Genomic DNA, 17,789 nt, shown 5'->3' on the forward strand with positions numbered 1-17,789 from the left:
TGGCGGAACGGAAATCAACCCCTCACCTTGCAAAGTTGCTTTTTCTGCCGTTGACATCATCTTTTTTCAACAACATGAATAGTACATATTGTACTATTTTTTTAACTATTTCGACAATCAATCTATGATATGAAGCAAATCCACATAATTAACGCAAGTAAAGTGGCGAACAGTGTCGGAATGGTAAGAATAACACCGATTTTAAAATACTGTCCCCAGCTAATTTTAATGCCTTTCTGGGCTAATATATGCAGCCATAGCAATGTTGCCAGTGAGCCAATCGGTGTCATTTTTGGACCTAAATTCGTACCGATTACATTGGCATAAATCAGTCCCTCTTTCATCATGCCTGTTGCACTTGTTTCGGAAATTGCTAATGCATCAATCATAACAGTAGGTAAATTGTTCATGACAGCAGACAAAATGGCAGCAACAAAACCCATCGTCATCGTTGCTACTACGAACCCCTGCTGTATAGCTTGCTCTAATAAATTTGCTAGCAATCCTGTCATCCCTACATTTTTCAAGCCATAGACAACCACATACATGCCAATTGAGAAGAACACAATACTCCATGGCGCTCCTTTTACAACCCTCTTTGTATCTACAACAGAACTACGCTGTGCAAGCCCTAAGAAAATAGCAGCGACCCCACATAAAATAAAGGATACAGGGATATGTAAAATCTCACCAGCTACGAATCCCACTAACAGAATCGCAATGACAAACCAAGCGATCGAAAATAATTTGGGATCTCGGATTGCCAGCTTTGGTTGCTCAACTGCCTCAAGAGAATAGTGTCGTGGAATGGAACGACGAAAAACAATGGAAAGGACTACTATACTTGCCACTAACGAAAAGAAATTCGGTACGACCATATGAACTGCATAATCTATAAAGCCGATGTCAAAAAAATCAGCTGATACGATATTCGTTAAATTGCTAATAACAAAAGGTAAGGAGGTTGTGTCTGCTATAAAACCACTTGCAATAATAAATGGAAAGATCATTTTTTCAGTCAAGTTCAGTTTCCTCACCATCGCTAAAACGATCGGCGTTAGTATTAAAGCACCCCCATCATTAGCAAACAAAGCCGATACAACAGCTCCAAGGCAACTAATATAAACAAATAAGCGAATTCCGCTTCCCTTTGCAAGTCGTGCCATATGTAGAGCCGCCCATTCAAAAAAGCCAATTTCATCTAAGATAAGTGAAATTAAAATAATGCCAATAAATGATAGCGTTGCATTCCAAACGATTCCAGTTACCTCTAACACATCATGCCAGGTTACTACTCCTATTAATAGTGCTATAGCTGCTCCTATACAGGCCGACCAGCCAATTGATAGTTTTCGTGGTTGCACTATGACAAAAAATAACGTAACTAAAAATAAAATAATAGCTAAAGCAGTCTGCATCGTTTCCTTTCCTCCCCTAATTAAAAACCAGTAGCTTAAATGCTACTGGTTTACTCAAGTTATTGATCTGTTTATTCGCCTAAATCTGCATTGTGGAAGACGTTTTGTACATCTTCTAAATCTTCTAATGCATCGATTAGTTTTTCAAACTTCGCTACATCGTCGCCAGTTAAAGTCACTTCTGTTTGAGGAAGCATAGAAAGCTCTGCTACTGTAAATTCTTCTACGCCCGCAGCCTTCAATGCTTCTTGTGTCGCAAAGAATTGATCTGGTTCTGCATAAATAATAACCGCTTCTTCTTCTTCTAGAATATCGCGAGCATCAATATCCGCTTCCATTAAAATCTCTAGTACTTCATCAGCCGTTTTACCTTCTAAGCCGATAACTGCTGTTGAATCGAACATATAAGCTACAGATCCACTAACACCCATATTCCCGTTATTTTTACCAAATGCTGCACGTACATCAGAGGCTGTACGATTTACATTGTTTGTTAAAGCATCCACGATAATCATTGTGCCAGCTGGTCCAAAGCCTTCATAACGTAATTCATCAAAGTTTTCATCACCGCCACCTTTTGCTTTATCGATGGCTTTTTCTATAATATGTTTTGGAACACTGTATGTTTTTGCGCGTTCAAGCACTACTTTAAGGGCACGGTTTGACTCTGGATCTGGTTCGCCTGATTTAGCTGCCACATAAATTTCTCGCCCAAATTTTGCATTAATACGGCTTGTGCTTTGATCTTTAGACGCTTTCTTTTCTTTAATATTGTTCCACTTACGACCCATTGTTTCCACTCTCTTTCAAAAGATAATTTATAAAAATAATAGATACACAGTTGCATATCTGTAAATGGTAATTAAATACTTATCGTATCTTTACTCTGCAAATAATAACACAATGATGCTTACAAAGCTAGATATACCAATGTTTAAGGTAGCATTTTTCTGAAGAAATCGCTGTTAAAATTTACGTTTTTAGCGCCATCTTACAACAGCTCTTGTTTAATTTTTGCTAGTAATGCCTGACAACCTTCTTGTACTAAATCATAGGTTTCCTGAAAATCACCTGTATAGTAAGGGTCAGGGACATCTTTGCCATGCGCTGTTAAATCTAAAAAACGAAAAACCTTTGGTGAGTGAGGATTACCTAGCATCGTTCGGATATTGCGAATATTGCTTTCATCCATACCAATAATATAAGCGAACTTTTCAAAATCAGCCTTTAGTAATTGTCGACCTTGCATGCCTATTGTGGAAATACCATATTCCTTAAGCTTATCCTGTGTACCCCGATGAGGAGGTTCACCGATATGCCATGAGCTAGTGGCAGCAGAATCCACTTCAATTTTTTCTTCTAAATGCTCTTTCTTCACCAAGTCACGCATGACCGCCTCTGCCATGGGAGAGCGACAAATATTACCTAAACATACGAAAAGTACTCGAATCATTTTATTTTCCTCCTACAACAAAGCACTCAAAATCAATTTGATTCTGAGTGCCATTTGCTTTTATTTTACGGGAATACGTTTTTGTAATTCTTCTGTTAGAGCAACAAGCTCATGCTCAAGGTGTTGAGTAAACTGCTCACGACCTTCTTTGCCCTTACCTGTTACATAAAATGGCTCACCATAAATTAAATAGCCTTTGCCACGCTTCATCACATCACCAGCATTACGCGCACCAACGTAAGCAGCTGGAACGATTTGCGCCTTTGCCAATTGTGCAATGGTAATGGCTCCTTGCTTTAAATCCGTTCCTTCTGTGCTGCGTGTACCAGAGGGGAAAATCCCTACAATTTTACCTTCCTTCAATAACTGTGAAGGAATTTTAATCACGCTCGGCCCAGGATTATCACGGTCTACTGGAAAAGCATTTAAATGCTTAACAAGCCAGCCAAGCCCTTTCATTTCAAATAATTGCTTCTTTGCCATAAAGTGAATTTCACGAGGGTACATGGCTACACCAAGGTTTAAAATATCAACATAGCCTGTATGTGTACAAGCGATAATAAACCCGCCCTCTTTCGGCAAGTTTTCTTCTCCATATACACGAGCCTTTGAACCCATTAATTTTAATATTACTTTGACAACATTTGCTGCTAGTTTATACACTGTTACATTCCTACCTTATTCAATGTTTATTCCCATTGTAATCGAAAAGACCAGTATACTGCAATTGCAGGTGACCAACTTAACGCTTCCCTACTAATAGATCCACATCAATCGTAATTTCTTTTAAGACAATGGCTGTTTCCTCTTTTTTATGCCAGCCCATTGGTGTCATCTCTAATAACGCAGGTACTAGTTCTTTTGCAAGCGGTAAAGTATAAGTTACACGTTCTACATTTACCTCCCGAAAGCTAGCCTGAAAACGAGCCACAATTTGTTCATTGGAGTAAGTTTCCTTGTTTGAATCTGCATATAATTGAGCACGCAGCTCCTGCAAATAGCCACTTTGCGGTACAACCTTTACAAGACAGCCATTCGGTGTAAGAAGTCGTTTAAACTCCTCATAATTTGCAGGCGATAAAATATTTAAAATCGCATCAAAGCTTGCTTTAGCAAATGGACTTTTGGCTAAATCACCTACACACCAAATTTGTTGTGGATAATGACGTGCGGCAGCCAAAATACCCTCCTTTGCTATGTCGATACCAATGCCAACACCATGATCTGTATCTTTCATAATGCGAGCTAAATGTGATCCCTCTCCACAACCAGTATCTAGCACCGTTTTTGCAGAGGTTATAAGCTCACCGATTCGCGCTTCTACAGCATCATAAATTCCACTATCAATAACAGCCTTGCGGGATTCAAAGAGACTCTTACTATATTTAGAAGCAGCGTTATGTGTCAGCATGTTGACATAGCCCTGCTTCGCAATATCAAAAGAATGATTAGAAGAACAAACCAATCTCCCCTGCTCATAGACATGCATTGATTGCTGACATATAGGACAAGCAAAAAGTGTGATATGTTGATCCATTAATGCTGCTCCTATAGCACGTTTAGATAATGCGCCCATTTCTATGCCTCCTTCTCGTCGTTCGGTGAAACGAGAGCATAACGCTCCCATTTACGGCTTTTCCATCTAAAGTATACGATAATTGCACGTACCCATTCATCTGCTGAAATCGCTAGCCAAATTCCGACCAAGCCCCAATCCAACACAAATACAAATAAATAGCCAAGCGGAAGACTCATGCAAACCATCGATAGAAAACCAATTTTCACAGGGAATCTGGCATCTCCAGAAGCACGTAAAGAGTTAATAACAACGATATTCATCGTGCGGCCAGTCTCTAGTAAAATACTTAGAGCTAACACGGACGCTCCAATCTTAATGACCTCTGGATTATCAGTAAAAACTTGCATGAGGGGCTTACGGAAAATCGTAACGACCGCGACCATAATAATCGTAAAAACAAATGCTGCACGAACACTTTTCCATAGCTGATGATACGCCTCATCTTTCTCTCCTGCACCTACATGACGACCAATAATAATGGCGGTTCCTGTACCAATGGCAATTGCAAATAAATACGTAAACATCGAAATATTCATAGCATACTGTCGTGCTGCTAGTGTTTCTGCGCCTAAGTAAGTCGCATAATATAAAAAGATGATCTGACAAAACTGATAAAGTACCTGCTCAAATGCAGATGGTAAACCAATGTTTAGTATTTTCCTTACATATTCCTTTGAATACTCAAAATAATATTGTAACTTCACGCGCACTTCCATTACCTGATATAGCAACCAGAAAAATACTAGTACAGCTAAAGCGCGGCTAATGACAGAGGAAATAGCCGCTCCTTTCACACCAAGCTCTGGTAAACCTAAATTCCCAAATATAAGACCGTAGTTTAGCACAACATGTAAGACGTTCATGCCAAATGATACGTACATAGTTTGTTTTGTCCAACCATGAACACGAATAATTGCAGCAAGTGCATTAATAATTGCCTGTAGGAAAATAAAACTCCCAATGATGACTAAGTAACTTTGTGCATAGTGGAGTACTTCTCCCTGCAAGTTCATCATCGTCATCAAATGTCTCGCAAAGAAGAAAAATAAAATACTCATTAAAAGTCCAACGACCAAATTCATTGTGACCGCTAACGCCGATATCTTCGCTGCTTCAAAAAAGCGTCTTGAACCTAAATACTGTGAAACAACAATAGATGCACCATTGCCCACTACTTCCAGTATCAAGATGGCTATATGGATATATTGATTGGCTGCACCTACTCCTGATACAGCATTATCTGATAAGGCACTGAGCATAAAAGTATCGGCTAGTCCCATCAACATAAATAGAAATACTTCTAAGAAGATAGGCCATGTTAAATGGAATAAACTTAACTTATTTGTCTCTTTAATTGTGTCTGCCAATACTTTCACTTCTCCTATATTTTCTTAAAAATCTATTGTATCTTATCACAAATTTTCAGACTGTAAAGAGGTTTATAGGAAGACAGCGCTTCCACGTAAAAAATCCCTTTCACTTAAGTGTGAAAGGGGCCATTTTAAATTAAGCAATAGGATTGCAATTGCTCTCGTTTTTCAATTGTTAGGCCAAACTCCTGCTCTAAAAACCCAATCTTTGAACCGTAACGGCGATCCATAGCTTCTAATGCTGCTTGTAAATAGTCCTCGCGAGCGGACATTAATGCATAAAATTGCTGTAGCTCTTGGTCATTATACTGATGCTGAATAGCCTGAGCCATTCTTTCTACCATTGGACGTAAATGTATATTCGTATCTAAATAGTCTTCCATAATCGTCTCCTCAGGGACATCTAAAGCTAGCAATATAAGGGCCCCTCCTATCCCTGTTCGGTCTTTTCCGACTGCACAATGATGAACAAGTCCTAAATTATCAGGGTTTTGAATAGTTAGCATTAACTCTTTAAATGAAGGATTATTAAACGGCATTTGTGCATAAAAATCCCGGAACATTTCAGGGCTCACTACTTTATAGAAATCTCTCCCCCCAGCATTTGTAGGCATTTCAAAAGAATGATTGCCCTTCGCTGGAATTTGAATATATTGAGCGTGTGAGAACACAGGGTTAGGATTATGATACGCCTCACTGTTATCACGATAATCAAAAATGGTTTTAATCCCTAACGTTTCAAATAGCTCTTTATCCGCCAGTGTCATTTTCCCAAGAGCGGCTGAGCGGTAAAATAAACCGTTCTTTACCCTACGTCCATCACTTGTCTTATATCCACCCATGTCTCGGAAATTATAGACTGCCTCAAATGGAATCGCCTTTGTCTCTAATTGTTCCAATCACTACACCTCCTAAAATGATCGAGCATACTTACTTTTATTTTAAAGAACAAACTAAATTAATTCCAATTTTCACGCTAGGTAATAATTAAAACCACATCAAAAATGCTAGCTGAAAGGCTTACAGCTAGCATGGAAACATTTCTTATTTAAATAACTCTGGATATACAGCCTTCGCTACTAATTCTACAGCTTCACCAATACGTGGACCAGGTCGATTCGAGATATCTGTATCAAGAGATAATACCGCTTTGTTTTGAATAGCTGTCACAGTATTCCAACCATCACGCGCAAGAATTTCTCCTATTGGATCTTCTGTATAGTTTACTGTCGTTAAAATAACGTCTGGGTTTTTCGCAATCACATCTTCCTCAGAAACTTGCGCCCAACTATTCAATTCAGAAAAAACATTATTAACATTAGCTGCATCTAGTATTTCTTGTTGGAAAGTGCTAGAGCCCGCTGTATAAATGTCTGGCTTAGGGCTAACCTCTAAATAAACATTTTTCGGCGTCTTTACGTCTTTCACCTTCGTTTGTACTTCAGCAATTTTCGCTTTAATCTCTTCGTTTAATTTATTTCCTTGATCAGCAACATCCATCACAGCAGCAATTTGTTCGATATCTCCATAAACATCATCGAAAGTAGTCGCAGATTGAATAACAAACACTTTAATTCCTGCATCTTCAAGCGGCTTTAGTGCATCCTTATCACCGATTGTATAAGCAATGACAACATCTGGCTTTAACGCTAAAATCCGTTCACTGTTAAAATTCATAGTATCAGAGACACGTTCAATTTTTTGTGCTTCCTCTGGGTAAGTATCGTACTCAGTTGCCCCTACAATTTTATCGCCAACACCTAGAGCAAACAAGATTTCAGTATTACTTGGTTGTAATGATACAACTGTTTTTGGAACTTCATTAAACTCTATTTCAACACCACGGTCATCTGTCACTTTATAGCTTGTTTTCTCTGTGTGTTGTGTATCCTGTGAAGCATCTTTGTTTTTTGTATCTTCAGCAGTGCCACAGCCTGCTAATATCAGTGCAAGCAAGAGCACTGATAGCCATTGGAATTTAAATACTTTCTTCATTATTATTCTCCTTTTTCTTTTTCATTGGGTATGATTTACTAATAAACGGTATTTCAGCTATTCCTGCTTGCTGATTCATAAAAACAGCCATGACAAAACATACATTAGCTAATAAGCCAAGGTAATCGAAAAGAATAGCAGGAACCTCTCGTTCTTCTGATACTTTGTGTAAGGTACGATATGATTTTTTTGCTTCACTGCGGCAAAGATGTAAAGCAGCAGCGGCCTCAGTTCCTTGAGGTAAAACAAAACTTTGAATCTCTTCCTTCACATGACCAACGTAAAAGTCATAACGCTCACTTAACCAAGATAAATCCTCTTCAGTTACTGCTAGTTTTCCACGAACTGAGCCATTGACATGATAAGCCATAGGTAAAATAAGCATTAAATCCTCTGCAACAACTTGAATATCCTCTTTTTTTACTGCAGCTAATGCAACTCCTAGATGTGTTGTGAGGCTATCCGTTCGAATTTCAAAATCGACCGTTGAAGCTTTCTCACGCATAAATGGATAACAAGAATAACGTGCATCTTTTTTCACTTGCTGTCCCCCCTACTTTCTATAATGAAAAATTCTTACATGAAAGGCATAAAAAAAGCCGCTCCTTTTGCAAAGGAACGACAAAAATAACATAATGATCGCCATCAAACTCGACTTAGCCTATGTTTTTGCCGTATATCCTCCTAGCTTCCGAGAAGTTTTTATACGTTCAAATAAAGGTCGGTCTCCTGGCTTGTACAGTTCATTACATGAAACGAATGAGTTATAAAGAACCTTCCCATCTTCTTTGAGACAGTGGTAAATCTTTATAATGGCTGTACTTACAGTTGCGGAAACAGCTCCGGTTTTTCACCGGATTCCCGATTATGCTAACTAGCACCTTTATTCTGCAAGAATAATTCATTTGTAAAGCAGTTTATCATATATGTTTCAGAAAAAATAGTTGTGCTGCGCATGGATAACTTTATACATACAGCAATATTTCTACTATAAGAGAAAATTTAAAACCATTTTATAAGTTTTTACATTATTAAAAAAATTTATAGACTATAATAGTGTTTCAATTGCCTGTTCGATATCGAGCTGAGAATCCGTTGGCTCAAAGCGCGCGACAGTCTTACCACCAGCATCTACTAGAAACTTTGTAAAGTTCCAGCGAATATTACGACCATCTAAAAAGCTTGGGGCAAGTTGAACAATTGCTTCAGCAAGCATTTTCTCCTGCATACTTGCCTTACCAAATTCGCGAAAATCCGCTTCATACTTTAAATAATTAAAGAGTGGATGTGTAGCCTCACCATTTACCTGTACAAGCTCAAAAATCGGGAATGTGACTCCATAGTTCACCTTGCAAAGATGCTTAGTTTCCTCCCCATCTTCAGGATTTTGATGACCAAATTGATCACAGGGGAAGCCAAGGACTACAAAATTTTCTTTCCCATATTTATCATACATTTTTTGTAAATCTTCAAATTGATATGTAAATCGGCATTGATTTGCCGTGTTAACAATTAACATTGTTTTTCCACGATATGTTTCCATCGATAAAATTTCACCATTAGGCTTCCGTACTAGATAATTATAAATGCTCATGCCATAACCCCTTATAGTTTTTCGTTTATTATAGTTGACTAGTCAACAGATCATCAAAGAATTTGCCCAAAAAAACACCATCTCGCTACTTTGAACGGATGGCTGACTTATACTTCTTTTTATATTTAGCATCTTGCTCTTCATTAATTAAACGATGGGCAATGTCTAATAATTTCGAGTCATTTGTTTGATCATATAGCTTTTTAAATGACATAATAATATCCTGTCGAATGAGAGATGGCTGCTTTTCATCTATACATGTTTGAAATCTTTTAGCTAGATATGACACAACCAGATCTCTTTGTACCTGTCCTGCTTGCCCAATTTTCCAAATTGCTTGTAATGCATGCCTTGCTGTGACGGATTGTTCGTCATAAGTCACAGCCCAAATCTTTAAGAAATCCTCCAATACCCTTTCTTCTGGATCACTTTTTGCAGCTAAAGCGCATAAAATTTGTGCAGCACGTGCACGAGAATATCCATTTTTGTATGTAAGTGCTTTTATTAGCTGTTCCCAAACTGCATATGTCCAATCTACGGGTTCCTGCATAATCTTCAATAATTCCTCGTAAGATTCATATTGAATATCGCGATCATGCTCTGTTAGATTATTAAAAAGTTGCAGAATCTCTTTTTCCATAATTTATCCCTACCTTTATTGTTTCAGAACGTAATAAAATTTGATTTATGGTACACTTAACTTAATTTTTTTCGCAAAGAAGGTGAGTTTATGAATAAATTTAATGCTAGGAAATTGATTTTTCGGTTGATTGTGATTTTATCCCTACTTATAGCTGCCTATTTTGTTATCCCTGTGTCCATGCCTTTAATATTCGCTGGGATTAGTGCATTTTTCTTAGAACCAATTGTCATGTTCTTTAAGCGGAAATGGAAAATGTCACGGAAAATAGCAGTTGCTTTTATTTACATAGTGAGTGTTATTGTTATATCTATTATTTGCTATCTTTCCATTACACAAATCATGACGCAAATAATTTTACTGTCTAAGCAAGCTCCCTATTATATTTCCAAGCTATCAGATATGTGGCTTCATATGCAAGAAAATATTTCTAAATACACAGAAGACTTTCCACCTGAAGTAAGTGCTTCGCTTCAAAAAACCACAATGGATTTCATTAAGAAAGTTGAAGAATTCTTTTTAAGCTTCTTTAATTATAGCAAAGTTTCAGCATTCTTTTCAGAGATTCCCAGCCTATTTATCAGTCTTCTCGTTTATATGATTGCTCTATTCCTATTTATGCTTGATTTGCCTAAGTTAAAGCAAATCACTTATAAATATTTAAAGCCAAATACGGCAAAAAAGATAAAAATTATTTTAAATCGCTTAAAAGATGCAACATTTGGCTATATGAAGGCGCACTTATTTGTAAGCTTTATCATTGGAGGCGTCACACTCATTGGACTGCTATTAATCCAACCGAAATATGCGGTAACGATGACGATTATTATCTGGTTAATAGATATTGTACCATTCCTAGGCTCCATCATTATTTTAGCGCCATGGGGGCTCTATCACCTTTTGATGGGAAACACATCTATAGCTGTAAAATTATTCATCTTAGCTGCTATTTTACTGATTATTCGTCGAGTAGTCGAGCCTAAATTAATGGGAGACCATATCGGGTTATCTACTTTGCCGACATTAATTGCCATGTTCATAGGTCTACAGTTATTTGGTATTATCGGTTTACTCGTTGGCCCATTTGTTATTATATTCTTTATTGCTTTAAAAGAGACAGGTGTCATCAAAGTAAATTTTAAAATTTGATAGCAATCTATATGTTCGAAAGTCTCTCTTCAAAATCAACATAAAAAGGTCATCTTTGTATTTTTTTCTCTACAAAGATGACCTTTTCCGTATGTCAATCGTCTATATGATAGTGAGGCTTATTGAATACGACCAAAGCCTACTAAGTATTGATTCCACCAATCAAGTGATTCAATTACAACACCATTGTTTTGAGCATCGATCATCGTGTTGTTACCTAAATAAATACCTACGTGTGCTACACCTGAACCATAGCTGAAGAATACTAAATCTCCAACACGTGCTTCACTTGCTGAAACGCGTTGTGTTGCTAAATATTGTTGTGATGCTGTACGTGGTAAAGAAACACCTGCTTGTTTATAAGACCACTGTACAAGACCTGAACAGTCAAAACCTGTTGATGGGTTGCTACCACCCCAAACATATGGACGTCCTAAAAATTGTTTAGCTGTAGAAATGGCATCTCCTGAAGAGACAGTACCAGCTCCCGACCCAACAATAATTTTTTGTGGTTCGCCACCACCATTATTTTGAGTTGCTTGTACTACTGGTGTAGCTGCTTGAAGAGCACGTAAACGAGCTGCTTCTTCTTCAGCTGCTTTACGCTCTGCTTCTAAACGTTCTTCTTCTTGTTTCGTTGCAATTTCAGCTTTTAATGCAAGTGATTTCGCTTCGTTTTCAGCTTTCTTCACTTCCATTTCGCTTTCCTTTTGTTGAAGCTCTTGGAATTGTTTTTGAAGTTCTTTTTGTTTTTCATCTAATGTAGCTTTTTGTTGCTCTAAGCTTGCTTTATCCGCTTCCTGTTGATCCACTAATTCTTGGTCAGCATCCATTAATGTTTTTACCGCTACGACACGGTCCATTAAATCTGCAAAGCTTTTTGCTTCAAGAACTACGTTTAAATAAACACCTACAGTGTTGTCTTGTGCTTGGTATGCAGCCATACGTTCACTTAAAATTTTTGAACGTTGCTCGATGCGTTTTTGTGTTTCAACAATACTAGCATCCACTTCTTTAATATCAGCTTGCACTTGTTTAAATACCTTTACTTTTGCGTCGATCTCTTGTTGTAATTTTGTTAGTTCTTCTTGTAATTTTTTAATTTGTGCATCTATCTCAGCCTTTTTCTCGATCATTTGTTGAGAAGTTTCTTCGGCTTGTACTTCTGTTGGTTGAATTGTATTAAATAATAAGCCGCCAGCTAGTGCCAATGCTAGCACCATCGACTTACGCCATTTGTTACGCTTAGCCACGTTACCTTCATTTCCCTTCATCTATCAATTTCGCTCTCGATATTCTATGTAATCACTTGAACGATTTCTATTTTAATCAAATGTTCTTATATTTATTTTAGCCTTTTAAAGTTTAGCATTTTCTACATAACTTTTATACTATTTCATGTCTATTTAATACATTAGTAAAACTCGAAATATTTCTGTAACATTCGCACTTAAACTACATTATTCTACAAAACACCGTTTTCTTCTACACAAGGAAACTATTAGCTAATTCGACATTAGACCCAACTAATAGTTTGTAATGATTTTGTAATATTTCATGGTATCAAATAAAAAAGGTAGGGAAAAATTCCCCTACCTACTGCTTCATTGACCTTAATGCTTGTATAGATAATCTCACTAACAAAATAGCACATAAAAATAAACCTAAATAAGCCGCTGTGTTCAAATATACCGCATAAGAATCATGGATAAATTGTGAAATAGCTAAGAGAGCGACAGATATAATACCAAAGGTTATCCCCACCAGCAGCAATACAAATCGAGAGAACAAATGTGTAATAAAACGGGCATTATGTTCATCCGAAAAAACATCATGATGTAAAATGATTTTTCCACTTTCAACCCGCTGAATGAGCTGATCGACTCTTCTAGGCATTTTACGTAAAGTTGGTATAAGCATGGATAATTCTTCTTGCAGACGCTCCTTAGTTGCCATCGGTTCTTTAAATGGCTTTAGGAAAGAGGCACGCATATATGTAGCAGAAAAATCCTTTGCCTCTGTAAAAATATCAAAACGTGAATCAATTACCCGTAGTGTGCCATCTAGCGTCACTAAGGAGCGGAGAGCCAATCCCACCGCTGGGTAAAATGCAAGTCCAAAATCTCTTACCACTGTAAATAGCGCATGAATTAATTCTTCAGTAGGTATACGGTCAACATAGGAAATTTTCAGTAATATTTGATCGATTGCCTGCTCCATTCTTGCACGTTCTGCATGATCAGCATTTTCCACTAATAATGTTAAACCATCATATAAAACGCTTGAATCATTCAGCTGAATGCCCATCAAAAATAACTTCAAGCCTTCTTGCTGTGTTGCACCTAAGCGTCCTACTGCCCCAAAGTCAAGCAAGACTGGCGTGCCATCTGTTTCATCTATGTGGATATTCCCTGGATGTGGGTCTGCATGAAAAATACCAGAGAATAGCATCTGCTCAAAAAATGAATACAGTACTGTTCTTGCAAACGACCTACGATCAATAGACAAACGATTGAACTCAGATGCCCCATCTGCCACACTTTGTCCGCGAATATACTCCATCACAATGATATTTTCATTACTGTAAGGCGTAAATATTTTAGGAATTCGAACCTTGTAATCACTTTTCGCTAGCGCATTCTTCACCTGTAGCGTATTACGTACTTCAATATCTAAATGAATCTCCTCACGTAGTCCATCTGCAAATCCACCAGCCAGCTCTCGAAAGCCTAATGATTCTGCCCAGGTCGATTTTGTGGATAGCCAATTAGCAAATTCCTCTAAAATTTCAAGATCATCGCGCATAATTCCCTTTACCTCTGGACGCAATAGCTTGACTACCACCTCTTCATAATTTTTAAGCCGCGCTTTATGCACCTGACCAATAGAAGCTGCTGCAATGGGCTCCATTTGAAATTGACTAAATATTTCGTCCGTGGATTGTGGAAGAGACCTCTCTAAAATTTGTTTCACTTGCTCCTCCGGTAAAGGCTTTACTCGGTGTTGAAGCCTTTCTAATTCATCAATAAAAATAGGTGAAAAAAGTTCTTTTCGTGTGGAGAGCACCTGGCCAAATTTGATAAAAATCCCACCACATTGTTCTAGTGTTGCTCGCAAAGCAATCGCAAGCTCTTTTTCATTTTCCCGTTGCCTCGCATATTTAATCGTTTGTACGACACCGTTTGTAACAGCAATTTTTAATACCTGACGCAGACGTTTCTGCTGTCGCCAATAGCTACGCAATCGCAATAATAAAGATTTTTGGCCGTTACGGCGATCTCCATTTGTAATGCCACTTGGGTCAAAAAGCTCAAATACCAAATAAAGCAACATCGAAATGAGTAGCATACTTCCAATCCAAATCAGTGTGCTTACCTCTGTAACTGTTTGCATCATCGTTTCTGACAAAAAATCTGTATGGCGCAGATAAGAATACCAGTAAACAAAAGAGGTTAATGTCACGCTAATAACGACTGAAAGCACTCTTCGCACAAAATTGATATTTGAGCCAATTAATCGTCCACTCACAATATAAATCAAACCCGATACTACAAGGATTTGGATTAAAAACTTCAAAAAGATCAACAGTGTCACCCCCTGTGCCATTTCCATTTCCTACTACCGCTAGTATAGCAAATTTGTGCACCAACTTTCTTTAACAAGGAACACCTCGGAAAATTTATTAAGTCTATACCTTGATAAAATACCTATAAGGGTATATTATTTATTTGTAGTATTAAAACTATATAATTCATTAGTAATTTGAAACAAAACCCTTATTTAATAGCTTTTAAATACCCCATTATGTATTTACTAAGAAAAGGAGTGTTTACAATTGAGTAAAAAATTTTTAGTAGTTGGTGGCGTTGCAGGTGGTGCCTCCACAGCAGCACGTATTCGCCGTCTCGATGAAAAGGCAGAAATTATTATGTTCGAAAAAGGGCCGAATGTTTCATTCTCTAATTGTTCTCTACCCTTCCATTTAAGCGGGATTGTTGAAAATAGCGACAAATTAATTTTAATGACACCTCAAGGCTTTCAAACAAAATACAATATCGAGGCTCGTGTTCAGCAAGAAGTTGTACACATTAATCGAAAGCAAAAAACCATCACCATTAAGGATTTAAAAACGAATAGAGATTATGAGGAAAGTTACGATACGTTAGTGCTATCCCCAGGAGCAAGTCCTATCGTTCCTGACTTAGAGGGCATTCATTCTAAGCACGTCTTTACCATTCGAAATGTGGTGGATATTGACCGTTTAAATCAATATCTACAAACAGATAATGTACAAGATATTGCAGTGATCGGTGGGGGCTTCATTGGTGTAGAGGTAGCGGAAAATTTGAAGCTAGCAGGCTATAATGTATCTCTAGTTGAATTCGGGCAACAAATTATGGCCCCTTTTGATTATGACATGGCTCAAATATTACACAAAGAAATGACTGATAAAGGAGTTCAAGTCATTGTCAATGACGGTCTTGCAAAAGTTGCACCAGATTATGTGGCGTTGAATTCGGGCAAACAATTGAAAGCACAAGCAGTTGTATTAGCAATTGGTGTTCGCCCTGAAATCCGCTTAGCTCAAGAGGCCGGGCTAACAATCGGTGAACTCGGAGGTATTCAAGTTGATGCTAATTACGTGACATCTGATTCTTCCATATACGCCGTTGGAGATGCGATTGAAGTTTTCCATCAGCTTACCCATAAACAGACGCGCCTCGCTTTAGCTGGTCCCGCTCAACGACAAGCACGTGCTGCAGCTAATCATATGTATAACATCCCTCAACACAACAAAGGAGTCATCGGATCTTCAAGTGTACAAATTTTCGACCTTGTATGTGCAACAACGGGTTTGAACGAAAAAACAGCCCTAGCAAATGGATTCCAGGCAAACAGTGTTTATTTGATAGCTCCTGACAAAGTAGGTTTAATGCCAAATAGTAATCCACTTCACTTCAAGCTTGTTTATGAAACACCAACTGGTAAAATCCTTGGAGCCCAAGCTATTGGTAAGGGTAATGCAGATAAACGGATTGATGTTATAGCTACCCTCATCACAATGGGCGGTACTTTAGAAGATTTGAAGGAACTAGAGTTAAGCTATTCTCCAATGTTTAGCACTGCTCGTGATATTGTCAATTTGGCAGCTCTTGTAGCTCAAAATCTATTACACGGACACTTCAAACAGGTAAAAGTTGATGAAGTAAGAAAACTCATTGAAAATCATGCCTACATCCTAGACGTACGCGAAAAGAATGAATTTGAATGTGGTCATCTTATCAATGCGCACAATATACCTTTAAGTGAACTTCGGGAAAGAATGAATGAGATACCGAAGGATCAACCAGTGTATGTACATTGCCGATCTGGTCAACGTAGCTATAATGCTGTCATGGCCCTTCAGAATAGCGGTTTTTCTAATGTCTTTAATGTAAGTGGATCATTCCTTGGCATTTGCTTATATGAATATTTTACAGATATCACAACGAACAGAGATAAAATTGTTACAGCTTATAATTTTAATTAAGCGAAAAGGGATGCCATTCACACAGCATCCCTTTTCGTTAATTTGTAGACAGTACTTTTTCCCAATCAATCGTACCATTTTTAATTTGTTCGCGTTTTTCTTTATTCATGATATCATTTGGGCGCCCGCCTTTTGGCCAGTCTTTTTCATGGTTTGCCCACTCTGGACGATCTTGCAATAAAATAAAGGCAGCTAAATCAGCAGCTTCTTGATCTGTTAAAGTCCCAACTGCACCTACTGGCATATTATTTTGAATATAACCAGCCATTTTTGACATACGTGCCATACCCGCTCCATCATTAAAGGAATTATCTCCCCATAAAGCTGGACCAGTATTGGCACCAGTACCAGCGCCATCAGCCGCATGACAGGCTATACATGACTGTGCATAAAGCTCCTCACCGTCGGCAACATTCGGAATCGGGACATTTTTCATATCACTAGTGCCTGCCCATTCACGTTTTGCGCCAATTGGAACGCCTTCAGAAATATACGCGAAATACGCTACCATAGCCTCCAGCTCATCACTATTCATTTCAAATTTTTTACCATTCATACTGCGAACCATACAGCCATTAATGCGCTCTTCTATTGTAACCACACCACCTGAGCGTCCAATGTATTGTGGATAATTTGCCATTACACCTACTAATGATGAGGCTTGCTCGTCATAGCCAGCACCTGCATGACAGCTTGTGCAGGATAGTTGGTTTCCTACATACTCATCTGCCGCAACATGCGTGTTATTAACAAGTTCATAGCCATATAATATTGCTTCTTTCATTGGACCATCTGGTACTTCATCAATACTCGGCGGAGCATAGACCACTGACTGAGCAGCTGCTGTTGTTGGTAATTGCGTTTGCACTGTCGCTTCTTTCTCACTCGCATTTGAATCAACTGAAATTTTGTCACTGACAAACGTCCCAACAAAAATGGCGCCTGCTAACAGTACTGTTCCTGCTACTCCCGCTACTATAGGTTTCATCTATAATACCCCCCTTTGTATTCTCACTTATATTTTAGCAACATAACAATTTATTGGATGTGATTTTTCTCAC

16 protein-coding genes and 1 riboswitch are annotated in these 17,789 nt (G+C 38.0%); of the genes, 2 read left to right on the forward strand and 14 right to left on the reverse strand.

Annotated elements, in window-relative coordinates; translation table 11 throughout:
- Positions 1–122: 122 nt before the first annotated feature.
- From ACEVFT_RS21060 to ACEVFT_RS21110, 11 genes are all read right to left on the reverse strand, one after another.
- Entirely contained in the window at positions 123–1,418 is a 1,296-nt protein-coding gene (locus tag ACEVFT_RS21060; RefSeq protein ID WP_342441847.1) for an arsenic transporter, read from the reverse strand.
- A 71-nt stretch (positions 1,419–1,489) separates the two neighbouring features.
- A complete protein-coding gene (locus tag ACEVFT_RS21065) occupies positions 1,490–2,209 on the reverse strand; it encodes a YebC/PmpR family DNA-binding transcriptional regulator (protein ID WP_016992915.1) in 720 nt (239 codons plus the stop codon).
- A gap of 200 nt (positions 2,210–2,409) precedes the next feature.
- Complete coding sequence (locus ACEVFT_RS21070; RefSeq protein ID WP_342441848.1) at positions 2,410–2,871, reverse strand: low molecular weight protein-tyrosine-phosphatase; 462 nt, start codon at positions 2,869–2,871, stop codon at positions 2,410–2,412.
- A gap of 60 nt (positions 2,872–2,931) precedes the next feature.
- Positions 2,932–3,534 carry a lysophospholipid acyltransferase family protein gene (locus ACEVFT_RS21075; RefSeq protein WP_205445963.1) on the reverse strand — a complete coding sequence of 201 codons (603 nt, stop codon included), beginning with the start codon at positions 3,532–3,534 and terminating at the stop codon, positions 2,932–2,934.
- A 79-nt stretch (positions 3,535–3,613) separates the two neighbouring features.
- Positions 3,614–4,447 carry a putative RNA methyltransferase gene (locus ACEVFT_RS21080; protein WP_393951211.1) on the reverse strand — a complete coding sequence of 278 codons (834 nt, stop codon included), beginning with the start codon at positions 4,445–4,447 and terminating at the stop codon, positions 3,614–3,616.
- Positions 4,448–4,449: 2 nt separating this feature from the next.
- Positions 4,450–5,817, reverse strand: a complete 1,368-nt coding sequence (locus ACEVFT_RS21085) for an MATE family efflux transporter (RefSeq protein ID WP_205445965.1) — start codon at positions 5,815–5,817, stop codon at positions 4,450–4,452.
- Positions 5,818–5,951: 134 nt separating this feature from the next.
- Positions 5,952–6,719 carry a tyrosine-protein phosphatase gene (locus ACEVFT_RS21090; protein ID WP_393951212.1) on the reverse strand — a complete coding sequence of 256 codons (768 nt, stop codon included), beginning with the start codon at positions 6,717–6,719 and terminating at the stop codon, positions 5,952–5,954.
- Between the two features lie 145 nt (positions 6,720–6,864).
- Positions 6,865–7,815 carry an ABC transporter substrate-binding protein gene (locus ACEVFT_RS21095; RefSeq protein WP_393951213.1) on the reverse strand — a complete coding sequence of 317 codons (951 nt, stop codon included), beginning with the start codon at positions 7,813–7,815 and terminating at the stop codon, positions 6,865–6,867.
- Positions 7,799–8,356 carry a hypothetical protein gene (locus ACEVFT_RS21100; RefSeq protein ID WP_205445968.1) on the reverse strand — a complete coding sequence of 186 codons (558 nt, stop codon included), beginning with the start codon at positions 8,354–8,356 and terminating at the stop codon, positions 7,799–7,801. Before ACEVFT_RS21100 ends, ACEVFT_RS21095 begins: the two co-directional genes overlap by 17 nt.
- A 161-nt stretch (positions 8,357–8,517) precedes the next feature.
- Positions 8,518–8,715, reverse strand: a riboswitch (cobalamin riboswitch).
- Positions 8,716–8,863: 148 nt separating this feature from the next.
- Positions 8,864–9,409: a glutathione peroxidase gene (locus ACEVFT_RS21105; RefSeq protein ID WP_393951214.1), complete on the reverse strand. Its 546-nt coding sequence runs from the start codon at positions 9,407–9,409 to the stop codon at positions 8,864–8,866.
- An 85-nt stretch (positions 9,410–9,494) separates the two neighbouring features.
- A complete protein-coding gene (locus ACEVFT_RS21110; protein ID WP_205445970.1) occupies positions 9,495–10,049 on the reverse strand; it encodes a hypothetical protein in 555 nt (184 codons plus the stop codon).
- A gap of 90 nt (positions 10,050–10,139) precedes the next feature.
- Between ACEVFT_RS21110 and ytvI the strand changes: the two genes are divergently transcribed.
- A complete protein-coding gene (ytvI, locus tag ACEVFT_RS21115) occupies positions 10,140–11,198 on the forward strand; it encodes a sporulation integral membrane protein YtvI (RefSeq protein WP_205445971.1) in 1,059 nt (352 codons plus the stop codon).
- Positions 11,199–11,317: 119 nt separating this feature from the next.
- On the opposite strand, the gene ACEVFT_RS21120 is transcribed toward ytvI, so the two are convergent.
- Positions 11,318–12,451: a C40 family peptidase gene (locus tag ACEVFT_RS21120; RefSeq protein WP_393951215.1), complete on the reverse strand. Its 1,134-nt coding sequence runs from the start codon at positions 12,449–12,451 to the stop codon at positions 11,318–11,320.
- A 343-nt stretch (positions 12,452–12,794) separates the two neighbouring features.
- Entirely contained in the window at positions 12,795–14,783 is a 1,989-nt protein-coding gene (locus tag ACEVFT_RS21125; RefSeq protein ID WP_393951240.1) for an ABC1 kinase family protein, read from the reverse strand.
- A 250-nt stretch (positions 14,784–15,033) separates the two neighbouring features.
- On the opposite strand from ACEVFT_RS21125, the gene ACEVFT_RS21130 reads away from it, so the two are divergent.
- A complete protein-coding gene (locus tag ACEVFT_RS21130; protein ID WP_205445973.1) occupies positions 15,034–16,728 on the forward strand; it encodes an FAD-dependent oxidoreductase in 1,695 nt (564 codons plus the stop codon).
- A 37-nt stretch (positions 16,729–16,765) separates the two neighbouring features.
- Here ACEVFT_RS21130 and ACEVFT_RS21135 read toward each other — a convergent pair whose 3' ends face one another.
- The gene (locus ACEVFT_RS21135) at positions 16,766–17,716 is read right to left on the reverse strand and encodes a c-type cytochrome (RefSeq protein ID WP_205445974.1); all 951 of its coding nucleotides are present in this window, start codon (positions 17,714–17,716) and stop codon (positions 16,766–16,768) included.
- Positions 17,717–17,789: the final 73 nt, after the last annotated feature.

The sequence above is a fragment of the Lysinibacillus sp. PWR01 genome (assembly GCF_043359455.1).
Classification (GTDB): Bacteria; Bacillota; Bacilli; order Bacillales_A; family Planococcaceae; genus Lysinibacillus; species Lysinibacillus fusiformis_F.

What these genes read in the sequence shown, in the direction of transcription:
- ACEVFT_RS21080 (WP_393951211.1), bottom strand. Translation starts at nt 4,447, where the DNA reads ATGGGCGCATTATCTAAACGTGCTATAGGAGCAGCATTAATGGATCAA.
- ytvI (WP_205445971.1), top strand. Translation starts at nt 10,140, where the DNA reads ATGAATAAATTTAATGCTAGGAAATTGATTTTTCGGTTGATTGTGATT.
- ACEVFT_RS21095 (WP_393951213.1), bottom strand. Translation starts at nt 7,815, where the DNA reads ATGAAGAAAGTATTTAAATTCCAATGGCTATCAGTGCTCTTGCTTGCA.
- ACEVFT_RS21065 (WP_016992915.1), bottom strand. Translation starts at nt 2,209, where the DNA reads ATGGGTCGTAAGTGGAACAATATTAAAGAAAAGAAAGCGTCTAAAGAT.
- ACEVFT_RS21105 (WP_393951214.1), bottom strand. Translation starts at nt 9,409, where the DNA reads ATGAGCATTTATAATTATCTAGTACGGAAGCCTAATGGTGAAATTTTA.
- ACEVFT_RS21110 (WP_205445970.1), bottom strand. Translation starts at nt 10,049, where the DNA reads ATGGAAAAAGAGATTCTGCAACTTTTTAATAATCTAACAGAGCATGAT.
- ACEVFT_RS21135 (WP_205445974.1), bottom strand. Translation starts at nt 17,716, where the DNA reads ATGAAACCTATAGTAGCGGGAGTAGCAGGAACAGTACTGTTAGCAGGC.
- ACEVFT_RS21060 (WP_342441847.1), bottom strand. Translation starts at nt 1,418, where the DNA reads ATGCAGACTGCTTTAGCTATTATTTTATTTTTAGTTACGTTATTTTTT.
- ACEVFT_RS21070 (WP_342441848.1), bottom strand. Translation starts at nt 2,871, where the DNA reads ATGATTCGAGTACTTTTCGTATGTTTAGGTAATATTTGTCGCTCTCCC.